6 protein-coding genes are annotated in these 17,632 nt (G+C 71.6%); all 6 read left to right on the forward strand.

The genetic code is table 11. The features are described 5' to 3' along the window. Positions 1-7 precede the first annotated feature (7 nt). From KS03_RS25330 to KS03_RS25355, 6 genes are read left to right on the forward strand one after another with little or no spacing between them, the layout of a single operon-like run. Entirely contained in the window at positions 8-4,507 is a 4,500-nt protein-coding gene (locus KS03_RS25330; protein WP_015875721.1) for a type I polyketide synthase, read from the forward strand. Beyond that, positions 4,500-8,462 (forward strand): SDR family oxidoreductase, encoded by a 3,963-nt coding sequence (locus KS03_RS25335; protein ID WP_015875722.1) that lies wholly within the window; start codon positions 4,500-4,502, stop codon positions 8,460-8,462. The genes KS03_RS25330 and KS03_RS25335 overlap by 8 nt, the downstream gene beginning before the upstream one ends. A gap of 37 nt (positions 8,463-8,499) precedes the next feature. Beyond that, a complete protein-coding gene (locus tag KS03_RS25340) occupies positions 8,500-11,988 on the forward strand; it encodes a non-ribosomal peptide synthetase (RefSeq protein WP_015875723.1) in 3,489 nt (1,162 codons plus the stop codon). Further along, positions 11,972-14,284 (forward strand): beta-ketoacyl [acyl carrier protein] synthase domain-containing protein, encoded by a 2,313-nt coding sequence (locus tag KS03_RS25345; RefSeq protein ID WP_045678912.1) that lies wholly within the window; start codon positions 11,972-11,974, stop codon positions 14,282-14,284. Before KS03_RS25340 ends, KS03_RS25345 begins: the two co-directional genes overlap by 17 nt. A gap of 18 nt (positions 14,285-14,302) precedes the next feature. Further along, positions 14,303-16,729: a GNAT family N-acetyltransferase gene (locus KS03_RS33245; RefSeq protein WP_015875725.1), complete on the forward strand. Its 2,427-nt coding sequence runs from the start codon at positions 14,303-14,305 to the stop codon at positions 16,727-16,729. After that, the gene (locus KS03_RS25355; RefSeq protein ID WP_015875726.1) at positions 16,726-17,568 is read left to right on the forward strand and encodes a thioesterase II family protein; all 843 of its coding nucleotides are present in this window, start codon (positions 16,726-16,728) and stop codon (positions 17,566-17,568) included. Before KS03_RS33245 ends, KS03_RS25355 begins: the two co-directional genes overlap by 4 nt. Positions 17,569-17,632: the final 64 nt, after the last annotated feature.

Below are 17,632 nucleotides of genomic sequence, written 5' to 3' on the forward strand. Positions count from 1 at the left end.
GGACACCATGGAACAGGTGGCATTGATCGGCGCCCGGCTGAGGCTGCCGGGCGCCGACGGCATCGACGCCTTCTGGCGCAACATCATCGAGGGCCGCGACTGCATCAGCACGCTGTCCGACGCGGCGCTGCGCGAGGCGGGCGTCGACGCGGCGCTGTCGTCCCGGGCCGAGTACGTGCGGCGCGCCGGCGTGCTCGACGATATCGATCGCTTCGACTATCGCTTCTTCGGCTATACGTTTCGCGAGGCGCAGGCGATCGACCCGCAGCAGCGCGTGCTGCTGAGCCTCGCGCACCAGCTGCTCGAGCAGGTGGGAGCGGCCACCCGCGAGGTGGGCGTATTCGCCTCGGTCGGCTTTGCCCATTACCTGCTGAACAACCTGAGCGGGCATCCGCCCGGCAGCCTCGCGCTCGCCGACGTGGTCTTCGGCAACAGCGGCGATTGCGCCGCCACCCGCATCGCCTACAAGCTCGACCTGCACGGCCCGGCGATGTCGATCCAGTCCGGCTGCTCGTCCTCGCTGCTGGCGCTGCACAATGCGCGCGTGGCGATCCTGACCGGGCAGTGCCGGATGGCACTGGTGGGCGCCGCGGCGATCCACACGCCGCAGCACGCCGGCTATCTGTATCAGCGTGACGGCGTGCTGGCCAAGGACGGCGTCTGCCGCCCGTTCGACGCGGCCGCGAGCGGCACCGTGTTCACCAACGGCGCGGTGGTTCTGGCGCTCAAGGCCCTGTCCGACGCACGGCGCGACGGCGATCCGATCCTCGCGGTGATCCGGGGCTCGGCGGTCAACAACGACGGTGCCCGCAAGTCGGGCTACACCGCGCCGAGCGTGGCCGGGCAGGCCGATGCGATTCGTCGTGCCTACCAGCGCAGCGGCATCGATCCGGCCACCATCGGCTATCTGGAAACGCACGGCACCGGCACCACGCTCGGCGATCCGATCGAATTCCGCGCGCTGCGCGACGCCTATGGCGAGACGAGCGGCGAGGGCAGGCAGGCCCATTGCGCGCTCGGCTCGGTCAAGGCGAACATCGGCCACACCGATGTCGCGGCCGGCCTGGCGGGCGTGCTGAAGGCCGCGCTGTGCCTGACGCATCGGATCCGCGCGCCGCTGGCCGGCTTCACCGCGCCGAACCCGGAGCTGACGCTGGCGGGCTCGCCGTTCTACGTCCCCACGCGCGCCGAGCCGTGGCCCGACACCCCCGGCACGCCGCGCCGCGCCGCGGTCAGCGCGCTCGGCGTGGGCGGCAGCAACGCCCACGTGATCATCGAGCAGGTGCCCGAACCCGAGCCGGCCGGCCGTGTCGACAACGGACCGCTGCTGCTTTCGGCGCGCACGCCGCAGGCACTCGACACGATCGAGCGCGCCAGCCGGGAGGCGCTTGACGCCGGCACGCTGCCGCCGGGCGACGCGCGCTACACCTCGCAGCTGTTCCGGCGGCACCATGCGGAACGGCGCGCGCTGGTGTTCGGCGCGGCCGCGCCCGCCCGCCTGAGGGCCGACGCCGACTGGCGCCATGCGGGGGTCGTGCTGCTGTTTCCGGGGCAGGGCACCCAATACGCCGGCATGGGACGCGAATTGCATGCGCGCGGCGGCCGGTTCCGCGACCTGTTCGATGCCTGCGCGGCCCGCTTTGTCGCGGCCGGTTGCCACGATCCGCGCGCGCAGCTGAATGCGCAAGAGGCGGCGCTGCGCGATACCGCCGTGTTGCAGCCGTATCTGTTCACGCTCGAATACGCGCTCGGCATGCTGCTGATCGAGATGGGCCTGCCGGTGGTCGCCGCGGCCGGTCACAGCCTCGGCGAATACGTGGCCGCGACGCTCGCCGGCGTATTCGAGCTCGACGATGCCGTGCGGATCGTCGGCGCACGCGCGCGGATCATGAGCCGCGCGCCGCGCGGCGCGATGCTCGCGGTGCTGTGCGACGAGGCGCGCGTAGCCGGATTCGTCGGCCCCGAGGTATCGCTTTGCACCGTCAACAGCGAGACCTCGTGCGTGCTCGGCGGCACCGAGGCGGCCATCGACGCGCTGGCCGGGCGGCTTGCCGAGGCCGGGCTGGCCAGCGTGCGGCTGCCGACCTCGCACGCCTTCCATTCGCATCTGATGGCGGCCAGCAGCCTCGAGTTCGCCGCGGCGTTCGACGCCGTCACGTTGCACCCGCCGCGCTTTCCGATCGCGGCCAATCTCGACGGGCGCGCGGATCGCCCCGAGCGCTTCGCGACGCGCGATTACTGGATCGACCACTTGCGCGGCACGGTGAGGTTTCGCGACTGCCTCGCCACGCTGGCCGGCCAGGTGCCGTTCGGCGCCTGGATCGAGGCGGGGCCCGGCAAGTCGCTCGTCAACGCGCTGGCGCGCGCCTTGCCGGCCGAGGCCGCGTCGTTCTCCACCTTGCTGCCCGGCGCCGAGGCCGTGACCGTCGACACGCTGCTCGGGCAATGCTGGGTCAACGGAATGGAGATCGACTGGCTGCCGCTGTACGGCGAATCGCGCGGCAAGGTCGTGCCGCTGCCCCCGCATCCGCTGGACGAGGTGCGCTGCTGGATCGACGCACCGGCCGCACGCCGTGCGGCGGACGCGGCGCCCGCGGCCTATCGCAAGCAGGACGATCTGGACGCCTGGCTCTACGAGCACGAATGGGCCGAGGCGGCGCCGGCCCGGCACGCCGCGGCCGATCACGCGGCGCGCGCGGACGAGGCGCCGCTGCTGCTGATCGGCGACGGCGGCGAATTCGCGAGCCGGCTGGCGCGGCGGCTCGCGCGCCATGCGCGGCTCAGCGTGCTTGACGATTTCGTTGCAGACCAGCCCGCCGCCGGTTTCGAGGCCCGTCTCGCCGCATTCGCCGCCGCCGCGCCGCAGGCTCCGGGTGGCGGGGAGGCCCGCCCCGGCCAGCCGCCGCGCCGCGTCTGGCGCGTGCTGGTGGCGTTGCCGCCGCCGGTGGACGGCCAGCGTGATCCGATCGCCGCGATGCTGCTGCTGCAAGGCCGGCTCGGCGCCCTGCGCGCCGTGCTGCCAGGCAGGCTCGACGTCACGCTCGTCGCGCTGACGCCGGCATCCGGCGAACCGTGCGCGGCGCACGCCTGGATCGACGGCTTCGCCACCGTGGCGCAGCAGGAATTCACGCGGCTGCGGTGCCGCACGCTGCAAGTCGAGCCCGCGGCGCTGGACGGCGAGTCCGGCACGGCTGCCGGCGCCGCTGCCGCGCGCGACCGGCTTGCCGAGGCCTGCCTCGACGAGACAGGGCGCTTCCTGCGGGTGGACGCCGGGCGGCTGCTCGAACGCCGGCTGCGGCGCGGCGCTTCCGCTGCGCCGCAGGCCGCTCGCGCGCCGCGCTCGGTGCTGGTGGTGGGGGGCGCCGGCAACGTCGGGATGGTCTACGCGGCGTTCTTCGCCAGCGTGGCCGGCGCCGACGTGGCGATCGTCAGCCGTGGCGCCACCCGCGTGGCCGCCGCCTTGAACGATCCGGGCGCCGCCTCGGACCCGGCATTGCGGCGCCGGCACGGCCTGTATGGGCGAATGGTGCAGGCCGGCCACCGGATCCGCTTCATCGACGCCGACGCAACCGATCCGGTCGCGCTCGAACACGCCGCGCGCGAGGCCGAGCAGGCTTTCGGCTCGCTCGATCTGATCGTGCATGCGGCCGGCGCGCCGACCGACATGCACTATCGCGCCTTCAACGACACCGACCACGCCTACCTGCACGCGCTGATCGCCCCCAAGCTCGCGGTCTGCGCCAACCTGCACGCGCTGACGCGCCGGCTGGCGGTGTCGCGCGTGATGGTGGTCTCGTCGATCTCGGCCACGCTCGGCGGGATCGGCCTGTACGGCTACGCGGCCTCGCACTCGCTGCTCAATGCCTATGCACGCTCGGCGAGCAGCGCGAGTTGTGCCTGGAGCGTGATCGACTGGGACGCCTGGGCCTTCTTCAAGGACACGCGCGAGGACGGCAACGCCGACATCGGTATCGATCACTACGCGATCAGCGAGGAGGAGGGGCTCGCGGTGCTCGGCCGGCTCGCCGCGCTGGGCTGGCCTGCGCACGTGGTGGTGGCCAGCGGCGATCTGCTCGGCCGCTACCGCAACTGGGTGCTCGGCGAGCGCGACGACGCGGCGCCGGCCGCGGTCGAGCTGGCGCCGCGCCCGCCGCTCAAGGACGAACTGGTGCCGCCGCGCAACGAGGTGGAGCGCGTGCTGGCCGCGCTGTGGAGCGAATGCGTGGGCGTGCAGCCGGTGGGCATCCGCGACAACTTCTTCGAACTGGGCGGCCATTCGCTGATCGCGCTGAAGCTGGTGGAGGGCATCAATCAGGCGCTCGACTGGGATCTGGCCGCGATCGACATGTTCCGCTTCCCGACCATCGAGCGGCTGGCCGAAGCCCAGGCCCCGCGCTCGCCCCCGGAACCGGAGCCCGCACGCACGGGCGCAGCGCCGGCCCCCGCACGCCGCCGGCACGACTATTACCAATCCAGGAAACTTAGCATGGAGTCGCAAAGTGAGTGATCTTGACATCGCCATCATCGGCATGAGCGGCGCATTCCCCGGTGCCGCCGACGTGCGCGAATTCTGGCGCAACCTCGAGGCCGGGCGCTGCTCGCTGGAACGCTATGACGAGCAGGAATTGCTCGCGGCGGGGATCGATCCCGCGCATCTGCGCGCGCCGAACTACGTGCCGGTCGGCGGCCGGCTGCGCGACATCGAATACTTCGACAACGCGTTCTTCGGCATCAGCAACCACGACGCGCGGCTGATGGACCCCCAGCAGCGCGTGTTCCTGCAGCTCGCCTGGCACGCGTTCGAGGACGCGGGTTTCGTACCGGGCGTCGATCCGGGCCGGGTCGGCGTGTATGCCGGGGTGAGCCTGAACAGCTATCTGCACTCGGTGGTGTTCCGCTCCGAGGCGGTCGATCTCGACCGGGACGGCCAGAGCATCCTGTTCGGCAACCTGAGCGACTACCTGACTACGCGCCTGTCGTACCTGCTCGACCTGAAAGGGCCGAGCGTGAACATCCAGACCGCCTGCTCGACCTCGCTGGTGGCGATCCACGCCGGCTGCCAGGATCTGCTCAGCTATCAGGCCGATCTCGCGCTGGCGGGCGCGGTGTCGATCAACGTGCCGAACACGCGCGGCTACCTGTACAGCCAGGACAGCTTCTTCTCGCCGGACGGGCAGGTGCGCGCCTTCGACGAACGCGCAGTGGGCACCGTGTTCAGCAACGGCGCCGGGCTGGTGGTGCTCAAGCGCCTGGCCGACGCGCTGCGCGATCGCGACCAGATCTACGCCGTGCTCAAGGGCAGCGCGGTCAACAACGACGGCGGCGACAAGGTCGGCTACGCGGCACCGAGCGTATCGGGCCAGCGTGCCGTGATTCGCGATGCGCTCGCGGCGGCCGGCGTGGGCTGCGCGCAGATCCAGTACGTCGAGGCGCACGGCACCGGCACCTCGCTCGGCGACCCGATCGAGATCGCCGCGCTGACCGACGCTTACGCCGCCGAGGCAAGCGAGCGTGACGCACGGACGACGAAATGCGCGATCGGCTCGGTCAAGTCCAATATCGGGCATATCGACGTGGCGGCCGGCGCGGCGGGCGTGATCAAGACCGCGCTGGCCCTGCGGCATCGGTGGCTGCCGGCCTCGCTCGGCTTCGAGACCGCCAACCCGCGCCTGAACCTGGCGCGGGGGCCGTTCGAGGTCAACGCCGAGGGCCGCGAGTGGCGCTCCGACATGCCGCGGCTTGCCGCCGTCAGCAGCTTCGGCATCGGCGGCACCAACGCGCACGCGATCCTGGCCGAGGCGCCTCCCCTCGAGCCGCTGCCGGCCACGCGCGCGGCCTATTGCCTGACGCTGTCGGCGCGCAGCGCCGAGGCGCTGGAGGCGCTGCGCCTGGCCTATCTGGGCCGGCTGAACGGCGCGGAGCCGCCGCCCTTCGCCGATCTCTGCTACACCACCAACGTCGGGCGCAAGGCCTTCGCGCACCGGCTCGCGGTGGTGGCGGGCGACGCGGCCGAGGCCGCCGACGAACTGGCGGTGGCCGCCCCGCACATCTGGCAGGGCGAGCGGCACCGGCTGCTGGTGGCGACCGTGTCGAACGATCCCGAGGCGACCTGGCGCGCGATCCGCGCACGCGAGGCTGGCAGCCTGGCGGGCCTCGACGCGTATGCGCCGCCCGACCGGATCGCCGCCTACGCGCTGCTGCTGGTCGCGCGGCTGCGCGGGCTCGGCGTGGACGCCCATCCTCAGCCGCACCCGGTGCTGCCCGCGGCGCTGGCCGCGACCGTCGGCGACGCGCTCGCCGACGTGCTGGCCGGCCATGCCGTCGAACCGACGCCCACCGACTACCTGCTCACGCTCGACGGCGCCGCGCGGCTGCCGCTGCATGGCCGCGTGGTCGAACTGGGCGCACCCTCGCTCGACGACGCCTTCCTCACCCGCCTGCTCGGCGTGGCCTGGCAGGCCGGCGTGCCGGTGGACTGGCGCGCGGCGCACGCGGGGGAGCCGCGCCGCAAGGTCTCCCTGCCGGGCTACGCGTTCGCGAGGACGGTGCAGTGGCTGCCGGTCAGCAGCGAGGCCGAGCGGCGCAACAGCAAGATCGACGACATCGGCCAGTGGTTCTATAAGCCGACCTGGCGCGAGACCGCGGCGCTCGCCGCGGGCACGCAGCGCGTCGAGGCGTTTCGCGACGCGCCGGTGCTGGTGTTTGCGCCGAGCCGCGAGGCCCGGCTCGCCGCCCCCTGGGCGGATGCGGCACGCTGCACCTATGTCGTGCCCGGCACGGGCTTCGCGGCGATCGACGCACACACCTTCGCGATCGATCCGGCCCGCGAGGACGACTACCGGCAACTGCTCGACGCGCTCGCCGCGGGCGCCGGCCTGCCGCGCTACGTGGTACACGCGTGGCTCACCCCCGAGGCGGACTGGGACGGCACGCCCGCGCGTTTCGCCGAGCACCAGACGCCGGGCCTCTTCAGCCTGATCTATCTGGCACGCACGCTGAACCTCGCGACGCTCGGCACCGGCTCGTGCTCGGTGTTGGTGGCCGCCTCGCAACTGGTAGCGCTCTCGCCCGGCGAGGCGCTGCATCCCGACAAGGCGACCGTGCTGGGCATCAGCCGCACGCTCCAGAAGGAGTATGCGTTCATCGACTGCCGGATCGTCGACGTGGCGGCGCGCGAGCTGTTCACCGCCAGCCCGTCGGCGGCTCGCCTCGGGCTCGAATTCCTCGAGCCGCTGACGGCCGCCAACGAGATCGTCGCGCTGCGTCACGGGCGGCGCTGGCAGAGCGTCTACGAGCGCTTCGCGGTGCCGGCCGAATGCGCCCCGCAAGTGGCGGCCGAGGGCCTCTACGTGGTGTTCGGCGGGCTCGGCGAACTGGGCCTGAGCGTGGCCGACTATCTGGCGAGCCGGGCGGCCTGCACCATCCTGCTGCTGAACTCGTCGCGCTTCGTGCCGCGTGAGCAATGGGACGCGTGGCTCGCCGAGCACGGCGCGGAGCATCCGTATTCGCGCAAGATCGAGCGCATTCGCGCGATGGAACGCCGTGGCGCGACGGTGTGCATCGAGCGTTGCGACATCACCGACGCGCAGGCCCTGGGCGCCACGCTCGACGCGGCACGCGCGCGCCACGGCGCGATCCACAGCGTGATCCATGCGGCCGGCCGCGTGGAGAACGGCATGATCGACAACAAGGACATCGCCCATTTCGATACGGTGTTCGCGGCCAAGGTGTACGGCACCTACCACCTGCTCGCCTATCTGAGGCGGCATCCCGTCACCAAGCTGATTCTCTGCTCGAGCATGAACTCGATCATCGGCGGGCTCGGCCAGATCGACAACGCGGCGGCCAATGCCTTTGTCGACGCGATCGCGCAGACCGGCCTCGCGGCCGAGCTCGGCGACGTGTGCTCGACCAACTGGGGGGCCGTCAACGCCGAACGGCTGACGCGCCCGAACGTGCTGCCGCAGTTCGCCGACCTGAGCCGCGAGCATATGCGCAACCACATGACCGAGCAGGAGATCGCCGCCGTCTACGATCGCATCCTGCACTGGAATTTCGGCCCCCGGCTGGTGATCTCGACGATCGACTTCGATTCGGTGCTGGAGCACTGGGGCGAGGTTAGCAAGGTCACCGAGCTGGCGCGGCTGCGAGACGTCGCGCAGGAGGCCGGGACGCGCGCCGGCGAGGACGACGGCCAGGTCTACCGCTCCGACCTGCACCGCTTCGTCGAGCGCAGCTGGGCGGCCATCCTCGGCGCGCCACGACTCGGCTGGGACGACGTGCTGCTGGAGCAGGGCGCCCATTCGCTGAGCGCGGTGCAGTTCGTCTCGATGATCAAGGATCGCTATCAGATCGGCCTGCACGCGATGATCATCTACGAGATCCGGACGCTCGGCCTGCTCGTCGAGCATATCGAAGCGAAGCTGCTGGAGCGCGACGCGCAGCTCGCCGTCAATCAATGATCCCAAACATGGCAGTCCATTCAGAGAGAGCCGTGCAATGACCCAATCCGCACCATCCGTCTATGCCCAGTTCGAGCAGGCCTGCGCCGCGCAGCCCGACGCGCTCGCGCTGGAAGGCCCGTCCGGGCAGCTCAGCTACGCCGGACTGCTGGCGAGCGTCGCCGCGATCGGCACGCGGCTCGCCGAGGCGGGCGTCACCCCCGGCACCCTCGTCGGCGTGTTGCTGCCGCGCGATTTCCGGCTGCCCGCCGCGATCCTCGCCGCGTTCGGCTCGCAGGCCGTGTATGTGCCGCTCACCGAGAAATATCCGCCCGAGCGGATCCGCGAGATCGTCCTGAGCCATCGCATCACCCATGTGGTGACCAGCCAGGCCCTGACCGCGCTGCTGCCGCCCGAGTGCCGCGCGATCGTGCTGCCGTCCGAACCCGGCGCGGCGCAGGGGGCGGGCTGGCGTCCCGCCGCGCCGCGCGGCGACGACGCCCCGGCCTATGTGGTGTTTACCTCCGGCTCGACCGGCACGCCCAAGGGCGTGCTGATCGGCGAGGCGAGCCTGCGCAACCTGATCGACTGGTATCGCGCCGCCTATCGCCCCGACGAGCGCCGCGCGGTGCTGGCCTCGACGCAGATCACCTTCGACCTGTCGCTCTTCGAGCTGGTCTGCACCCTCTGCTCCGGCAGCAAGGTGGTGCTCGTCGACTCGATCCTGCAGTTGCTCGAGGCCGATGCGCAATTCGACGTCAGCCTGATCAACACGGTGCCGTCCGCCGCTCGGGAGCTGGTGCGTCGCCGCCGCTTCCCGGCCGCGACGCGGGTCGTCAACCTGGCCGGCGAGGCGCTGTACCAGGATCTGGTCGACGCGATCCACGACGCCGCGCCGCAGGTGCGGCAGGTCTATAACCTCTACGGCCCGTCCGAGGACACCACCTATTCGACCGGCCATGCCGTACCGCGCCACGGCAGCAGCCGTACCGTCAGCATCGGCCGCTCGCTGCCGGGCAAGACCGCGCACCTGCTCGACGACGCCCTGATGCCGGTCGAGCCCGGCGCGGTCGGCGAGATCTGCCTGAGCGGCGAGGGCGTCGCGCTCGGCTACCTGAACGACCCGCGGCTCACCGAGCAGAAATTCCCGACCGTCGCGCAGGGCCCCTTGAAGGGGCTGCGCCTGTATCGCACCGGCGATCTCGGGCAGTTCGACGACGACGGCCTGCTGCGCTACCTCGGCCGCGCCGATCGGCAGGTCAAGGTGCGCGGCGTGCGCATCGAGCCCGGCGAGGTCGAGGTCGCGCTGCGCGGCATCGCGGGCGTGGCCGACGCGGCGGTGGTGAAGGTCGTCGATCCCTCGGGCAACGACCAGCTCGTCGCGCTGGTGGTGCCCCAGCCGGGCCAGGTGCCGGGACACGAGATCCTCGATCAGTTGCAGAGCCGCCTGCCGGCCTTCATGGTGCCCTCGCGGGTCGAGCCGATCGCGGCGATCCCGCTGAACGGCAACGGCAAGACCGACCGCACCGCACTGGAGCGGATCGCCTCGGCGTGCTATCGCGCCGAGCCGGCCGTCGACGATCTCGCAGAGCAGGTCCGCGAGGTGGTCGCCACGCTGATGGCACGCACCGACGTGGCGAGCGACACCGACTTTTTCCGGATCGGCGGCAACTCGCTGCTGAGCGCCCAGCTGACCTTTCTGCTGCAGCAGCGCTTCGCCGTGACGGTCAGCATCGCCGACGTGTTCCGCCTGCGCACGCCGGCCGCGCTGGCGGCCGCGATCGGCTCGCGGCGCGCGGCGAATCAGCCCGCCGAGGCACGGTCAGCCGCGCCGGCACCGTCGCCGGCGGCTGCGGTCGCGGCACCCGTGGCGCCCCCCGCCGCGCCGGCGCCCGCGCAGCCGCGCGAGGGTGCGGGCGGGCCGGCCGTGGGCGGCACGCTCGCTACCGCGGCCCAGCGCGGCATCTGGCTGCTGGAGAACAGCCCCGGCGGGCGGGCCGTGTCGAATGCTCCGCTGGTATTCGACTACAGCGGCACGCTCGAGCGCGCGCGGCTCGCGCGCTGCGTCACGCACTGGCTGGCCCGCCATCCGATCCTGCGCAGCACCTATGCCTGGGAGGACGGCGCCCTGCGGATCCGCGAGCGCGAGGCCGCGCCGTTCGTGCTCGCCAGCGTCGACCTGCGTGCCGAGCCGGATGAGCAGCGCATGGTGCGCGCCGAGGCGCTGATCGCGGCCGAGGCGATGCGGCCCTTCGATCTGCGCCACGATCCGATGCTGCGCGTGACCGAGCTGCGGCTCGGCGATCATGCCGGGCGGCTGATCTTCGTGTTCCATCACATCGCGGTGGACGACCGCGCGATGAACGTCCTGTTCGCCGAACTGGAGCGGGACTACCGGGCCGGCGACGCGCCGCTGGCGGTGGACGCCGCGCCCGCGCGCCGGTTCGCCGACTTCGCCGCCGAGACACGCGGCGGCACGGCGGCGCACGCCGATCTGGCCTACTGGGTCGAGCAGCTGCGCGACTATCGCGGCGCGACCGCCTACCTGGTCGCGCCCGACGCGAAGCCGGTCGCGCGCTTTGCCGGCCGGCTCCATCACCACCGGCTGCCGGCCGCGATCAGCCGCGATTTCGAGGCAGCCGCCGCGCGCCGCGCGGTGACGCCTTTCGCGCTGTTCACCACCGCCGTGACCGCGCTGCTGCGGCACGGCGCCGGCACCGAGGACGTGACGATCGGTTCGTTCTTCTCGCAGCGCGACCATTTCGCCGACGGCGAGCTGGTGGGTTTCTTCGTCAACACGCTGCCGCTGCGGGTGCGCAGCGGTGCCGACTGGGATCTGGACCGGCTCGCCCAGGCGGTGGCGCTCACCCTCGCCGACGCGCAGACGCATCGCCACGTGGCCGCCGAGGACATCTTCGACGCGCTGCAGGCCAGCACCGCGCTGCGGCGCGCGGCCTTCCGCGTGATGGTGAACCTGGAGCCGGAGCAGGCCGAAACGCTGGAGATGGACGGCTTCACGGCGCGCCGGGTGCCGCTCGATCGCGGCGTGGCCAAGTACGACCTGCTGTTTTCCCTGCGCAAGGAGGAGGGCAGCTACCGCGTGCTGGTCGAGTACCACACCGAGCTTTACAGCGAGACGCTGATCGCGCGGATCTGCGCGAATCTCGACCGCGTGCTCGCCGCGCTCACGGGTACGGCGCGCGTCGCGCTGGCCGCGCTCGCGCTGCCGGATCCGCGCGACGAGGCGGCCTGGAGCGCGGCGCCGACGGACGACGGCGGCGCCGCGGCGCCGGCCGATTTCCGCACCCTGGTGCGCGAGATCTGGGCCGGCGAGGTCGGGCATGGAGATTTCGGCGACGGCGAGAATTTCTTCGACGTCGGCGGCAGTTCGCTCAAGATCATGTCGGTCTACGAAACCCTGTCGCAGCGCCTCGCCGAGCGCGGCATCGACAAGGAACTCGACATCGTCGCGCTGTTCGAGCATGTCACCGTCGGCACGCTGGCCGACTTCCTGGAGGAATGGACCGCCCATGACGCACTCGCATGATGCACGCCAGGCGGCCGGCGCGGCCGCCCTCGACATCGCGGTGATCGGCGTGGGCGCGCGCGTGCCGGGCGCGCGCGGCCCCGACGCACTGTGGTCCCTGCTGATGTCGGGCGAGGACGGCCTGACCACCTTCACGCCCGAGCAGCTGGCCGCCGAGCTGGAGGCGCTGGGCGAGGTCGATCGGGCTCGCTACGTGCCGCGCCGCGGCGTGATCGACGGCATCGAGGCATTCGACGCGCCGTTCTTCAAGCTGTCGGCGGCCGAGGCGGACCTGCTCGATCCTCAGCACCGGGTACTCATGGAGGTCGTCTGGGAGGCGCTGGAGGATGCTCAGGCCAGCGACTGCGCGGGTGCCTCGCTCGGCCTGTTCACCACCTCGGGCCTGAGCCAGTACCTGATCCGCCACCTGCTGCCCGACCCGGCGCTGCGCGAGCGTCACGGCGAGTTGCAGCTGCTGATGCTCAACGACAAGGACTTTCTTGCCACCCGCCTGGCCTATTTCCTCGATGTGCACGGGCCGGCCGTCAACCTGCAGACCGGCTGTTCGAGCGGGCTGGTGGCGCTGCACTACGCCTGCCTGTCGCTGCAGCGCGGCGACTGCGCGGCAGCGGTGGTGGGGGGCGTGTCGATCGCCTTGCCCCAGCAGTCGGGCTACGTCTACTCGGAGAACATGATCGGTTCGCGCGATGGCGTGTGCCGCGCGTTCGATCGCGACGCCTCCGGCACGGTGCGCGGCAACGGCGCCTGCGCGGTGGTGCTCAAGCCGCTGGCGGCCGCGCTCGCCGACGGCGATCCGGTGCGCGCCGTGATCAAGGGCAGCGCGCTCAACAACGACGGCCGCGACAAGGTCGGCTTCACGGCGCCGAGCCCGCGCTGGCAGGCCGAGGTGATCGCGCGGGCCTATCGCGACTGCGGCGTCGCGCTCGACGACATCGACCTGGTCGAGGCGCATGGCACCGGCACGCCGCTCGGCGACCCGATCGAGGCGCGCGCGCTCAACCAGGTGTTCGGCGGCGCAGGCACGGGCCGCACCCGCTATCTCGGCGCGCTGAAGACGCAGATCGGCCATCTCGACACCGCCGCCGGGCTCGCGGGGCTCGTCAAGCTGTGCCTCGCGCTCGATCACGACACGATTCCGCCCACCGCGCATTTCCGCGAACTCAACCCGCGCATCGGCTTCGGTGACGCGCCGTTTACCATCAACCGGGAGCCCGTCGCCTGGCCGCGCCGCGAGCGGCCCCGCTGTGCGGCGCTCAGCTCGTTCGGCATCGGCGGCACCAATGCGCACGTGGTGGTGGCCGAGGCGCCGAACTGCGAGCCGCAAGCCTGCGACGGCCCGCAGGCGATTGTCGTGTCGGCCCGCAGCGCCGCCTCGCTCGCGGCATTGCGAGATGCCTACGTGCAGGCGCTGGAAGCCATGAACGAGGCGGACGCAGCCGGCTTCGCCGCGTTCGCGGCGGCCACGCGCGTCGGCCGCCGTGCCTTCGAACATCGCCTGGCCATCAGCGCGAGCGGCCCCGCCGAGGCCGTCGCGCGGCTGCGGGCGGCGCCGGCGCGGGCGGCCGCGCCGCTTGCGGCCGGCGTGCGGATCGCCGCCGAGCAGATGGCGGCGGTCGCGCAGCGGCTCGGCGTGACGCAGCATGCCGACCGGCCCGATGCGCTGGCGGCCCGGCTCGCGGCGCTCGGCATCCGGCACGACCAGAGCGCGCCGCTGCGTCTCGACGTGTCGCAAGGCGCGTGGCGCCTGGAGTGGGCCGACGGCGCGAGCTTGACGAGCGACGAGCCGCTGTCGACCCCGGCCGGATTGGACTTACAAATATTACTGTGGCGTGCCGGCATTGCGCTAGACTTTCGCCTCTCGGCAGGCAGGCGGGGCCGTCCGCCGGTCGCCGTGCCGACCTATCGATTCGAGCGGCAGCGCCACTGGATCGAGGCGGCTCGCGCGGGCGAGGCCGGCGCCGCCGCGCCGCCCGCGGCCGGCGCGCCGCCTGCCACCCTGGTCGCGCTGGAGGTGCTGCTACTGGCGCAGTGGCGCGGGCTGCTCGGGCAACCGGCGTTGCGCGGCATCGACAACGTGTTCGAACAGGGCGCGAACTCGCTGACCGTCGCGCAGTGCGTGGCGCAGCTCACCTCGACGCATGCGCTGCCGATGCAAGTGGTGGACTGCTACGACGCACCGAGCGTTGCCGGGCAGGCACGCATGCTGGGCGAGCGCCTGGGGCTCGCAGCAGGCCTCGCGCAGGCGCCCGCGGCTCCGCTGCCGGCGGCCGAGGTGGAGCAGTTCAACAACTTATAAGATCAACGAGAGAGAGCCGTGACAACCCGATACTTCCTGAAGAAGCATGTCAAGATCGAGCCGCTGGTCAATCGCTGGCACGCGAACCCCTGGCTCGTCTATCCACCGACCGCCGCGTATCTGACACGGCACCACCTCGCCATCATGGCGTCGTTCGTCCAGCACCCGTCGCTGCATGGCAAGGCGGCGGACGACCCCCGCATGCGCGGCGGCCCGTTCGCCCAGGGGCTCGACCTGGCCGACGTGCCGGCCATGCAGGCGCTGATCGACACCACGCGCGCCGATGGCGCGGCGCTGCTCGGCCTGGCCGACGATCTCGACGCGCTCGCCGCCACGCTCAAGGAGGCCGACGGCCACTCGCTCAACGCGTTCTACGCACGGCTGCCGCAGCGCCTGCGCGGCCTGGTCGAGCTGGCGTATCAACGCGGCAACCTGGCCTATCCGCGCCTGATGGAGGCCTTGTTCTACGACGCTTACGATACCCGCGCGCTGCAATCCTTCGCGCTCGCGTCGCAGTCCGACGACAGCCGGCCATTCTGCCTCAGCACACCGCGCCTGCCCTCGAGCGGCGACGTGCTGCTCGACCTGCCGTTCGCGGATCCGCTCGCCATCGCACTGAGCGCGGCGCGCCGGCACGGGCTCGATCAGGATCAGTTCGACGCGCTGCTCGCGCGCACTGCGCCCGGCACCGAGGCCGGAGCACTCGCCGCGCTGTTTACCCGCGAGCCGCCGCCGGCCCCGCGCAGCGAGCCGCACGAACCCCGTGTCCGTTATTTCGGCCATGCCTGCGTGTTGGTGCAAACCGGCGCGGAGAACCTGCTGTTCGATCCGCTCGTCAGCTACGCATTCGACGGCCAGTCGCCGCGCTTCACCTACGACGACCTGCCCGAGGTGATCGACTACGTGGTGATCACGCACTCGCATCACGACCACTTCGTGCTCGAGACGCTGCTGCAGTTGCGCGACCGCGTGAAGACCATCGTGGTGCCGCAGAACACCTACGGCCAGTTGATGGACCCGTCGATGAAGCATGTCGCGCAGGCGCTCGGTTTCGCGAACGTGATGGTGATGAGCGAATTCGATGCACTGCCGTTGCGCAACGGCACGCTGCACGCGGTGCCGTTCCTCGGCGAGCATGGCGATCTCGACATTCGCAGCAAGCTCGGCTTCCTGGTGGAAACGCCGCAGCGGCGCGTGCTGATGGTGGCCGATAGCAATAATCTCGACGACCGCCTGTACCAGCGGATCCGCGCGCGCTATGGGCGCATCGACACGCTGTTCATCGGCATGGAGTGCGAAGGGGCGCCGGTATCCTGGCTGTACGGTTCGATGCTCGATACCCGCATCGCGCGCTCGATGGACGAGAGCCGGCGCCTGAACGGCTCGGACTGTGCCGCCGGCTTCCGGCTCGCCGAGATCATCGGGGCGCAGCGCGTCTTCATCTATGCGATGGCCCAGGAGCCGTGGCTCACCTTCATCAGCAGCCTCGAATACGACGAGAGCTCGCTGGCCATGCGCGAGGCGCGCAAGATGGTCGAGGCCTGCCGTCAGGCGGGCCTCGAGGCCTGCCTGCTCAACGGCTGCGTGGACATCACGCTGCGCGCGCCGGCCGCCGGGGCGGGCAGCCTCGAGGCCGATCTCGCGATCCTGATCGACGGCATGAAGCACAAGAACGGCTATCTGCCGCGCCGCATCGGCGCGGCAATGCGCGTGCACGAGACGGACGGCCACCTGGTCGTGAACAGCGCTCTGCCGACCGACACCTTCAATCTCGTGATCAGCTCGCCCGACGCGGGCACGCATCCCGACACGATTGCCGAGATCGCGCGCGGCTTCGGTGCGGCGGGGCTGCCGGCCGCGTGGTGGGCGTCCGATCGCGCGGCCGACGAGGCGCTGCGAGACGCGCTCGGCGAGGCCGGCTTCGAACCCGAGGAAACCGATGTGGGGATGCTGGCCGAGCTGGCCGTGTTGCCCGAAATCGGCGCGCCGCACGGCTTCCGGATCCGGCAGATCGGCGAGGCCGCCGACATCGCGCGCTTCGGTGCCTTGATCGGCGCGCTGTTCGTGCCGCCGGACCCCTGCGTCGATGCGTTCTACCGGCAAGCCGCCGAACTCGGTCTGGCGGCCGACGAGCCGCTCAAGCTCTATCTCGGGGAACTGGACGGGGTGCCGGTATGCACCGTCGCGATCTACCTGGCCGATGACGTCGCCCATGTGTTCGACGTCAGCACCGCGCAGCAGTGGCGCCGGCGCGGGCTCGGCACGGTCGCCCTGCAAGCGGTGCTGCGCGAGGCGCGCGAGCGCTTCGGCGCACGCCGCGCCGCCCTGCAGGCGTCGCCGGACGGTCTCGGCGTCTATCGCCGGCTCGGTTTTCGCGAGGTTTGCGCGTTCCAGGTGCATTCGAACCGTGGCACGCTCACCGCCCCGAAGGGAGGCGCGCGATGACGAGCCGCCCGATCCGACTCGACGCGGCGCGCGCCGCGCCCGAGGTGGCGAAGGCGGCGGCGCCCGCCCCGGCACGCCGCCGCCACGCGATCCGCACGCTGCTGAGCCCCGACGAGGGCGCAGCGCACCTGCTCTGCATTCCATGGGCCGGCGCGAGCATCGAGCGCTTCTACGCCTGGAAGCCCCATCTCCCGGCGGGCGTCGGCCTGTCCGGCGTGCAGCTGCCGGGGCGCGGCGCACGCGCCGACGAGCCCGCTGCCACCGATCTCGACGCGCTGCTCGACGAGATCGCCCTGGAGTACCTCGCGCTGGCCGCGCCACCGCCCGTCCTGTTCGGCCATAGCTTCGGCGCGCTGATCGCCTATGAACTGGCGATGCGCGTCAACCACGCCGCGCGCCGCGCGAGCGGCATCGAACCCGTCACGCGGCTGGTGGTGTCGGGCCTGTCCGCGCCGCCCATGATCGCCGAGGAGAAACGCATCGCGCATCTCGACGATGCGGCATTCAGTGCGGCGGTGCATTCGCTCAACGGCATGCCGGCCGAGATCGCGCAGATACCCGCATCGATGCGCTACTTCATGAACGTGCTGCGCGACGATTTCCGGCTCTACGAATCGTATGTGTTCCGGGCCGGCCGACCACGGCTGCGTTGCCCGATCGTGGTCTGCAGCGGACGCGCCGACCCGAGCGTGACCGAGCATGGGCTGCGCGCCTGGGCCACGCTCACCGAGGGGCCGGGCTCGCGTCACGACTTCGACGGCGACCATTTCTATATCGAGCGGCACGCGGCGGCGCTCGCCGCGCTCACGCTCGAGACCGCGAACGAGCCGATCCGCTGATCGTCGAATCGCCGAGTCGCTGCTTCTGCCCGGGACCGCCGGGTCCGGCCGTGCATCGCAGGCC

This window comes from Burkholderia glumae LMG 2196 = ATCC 33617, from assembly GCF_000960995.1.
GTDB lineage: Bacteria > Pseudomonadota > Gammaproteobacteria > Burkholderiales > Burkholderiaceae > Burkholderia > Burkholderia glumae.